1 pseudogene is annotated in these 1,031 nt (G+C 69.4%); it reads right to left on the bottom strand.

What is annotated here, in order from left to right:
• Positions 1-26: 26 nt before the first annotated feature.
• Positions 27-1,013, bottom strand: a pseudogene (locus tag BM093_RS34920) (IS3 family transposase); the annotation flags it as partial.
• Positions 1,014-1,031: the final 18 nt, after the last annotated feature.

Raw genomic sequence — 1,031 nt, 5'->3', positions numbered from 1 at the left:
TGAACCGCCCCGGCGTGTCCGGAGAGCTATCGGGTTGAGTGCTCTGACTCGGGCTGGCCGATGTGTTGACGGTAGTGCGCGGCCTCCAGCTCGGCCGGGGGCAGGTCCGCGGCAGCGGAGTGCAGCCGTCGGTGGTTGAACCAGTCGACGTACTCGAGGGTGGCGATCTCGACCTGCTCGACCGTGCGCCACGGACCTCTCGGCTTGATCAGCTCGGTCTTGAACAGCCCGATCGTCGACTCCGCCAACGCGTTGTCATACGCGTCGCCCACCGACCCGACCGAGGGCGCCGCGCCGGCCGCGGCGAGTCGTTCGGTGTAGGCGATGGACCGATATTGCGACCCCGCATCCGAGTGTGCGACCAGCCCGGACAGGTCCTTATGGCCCTGTCGGGCGCGAGTCCATACCGCGTGTTCGAGGGCATCGAGCACCAGCTCGGTACGCATCGACGTGGCCGCGCGCCAGCCCAGGATCCGCCGCGAACAGGCATCGATGACGAAGGCGACGTAGACCATCCCCGACCACGTCGGCACGTAGGTGAAGTCAGTAACCCAGAGCTGGTCCGGGGCCGGCCGGTCGAACCGGCGCTCGACCAGGTCACCGGCCCGCGGCCCACCACCGTCGATCGTGGTGCGGACCCGGCGTCCGCGGCGGACCCCGGCCAGCCCCGCCGCGCGCATCAGCCGCTCGACCGTGCATCGGGCGACGTCGATGCCCTCGCGGCCCAGCTGGATCCAGACCTTCCGAGCGCCGTAGACGCCATAGTTCTCGGCATACACCCTGCTGATCTGAGCGGTCAGTTCCTCGTCACGCACCTGCTGTCTGCTCGGGGCCCTCAACGCCGCGGCGCGGGCGGCGTAGTAGGTCGACGGGGCGATCGCCACGCCCAGCTCGGCGAGCTGGGCGCAGATCGACGCGACACCCCACCGCCGTCCCACCGTGGAGCGGGCGGCGTGCTGGTCGATGAACCTCACCAACGCTTGTGTGGCCGGTCGATCTCGGCCGCGAAGAAAGCCGACTTGGACTCAACC

The sequence above is a fragment of the Pseudonocardia ammonioxydans genome, assembly GCF_900115005.1.
Taxonomy (GTDB): Bacteria; Actinomycetota; Actinomycetes; order Mycobacteriales; family Pseudonocardiaceae; genus Pseudonocardia; species Pseudonocardia ammonioxydans.
Note: the sequence above shows the minus strand (reverse complement) of the source record. Positions and strands in the feature narration are given on the sequence as shown.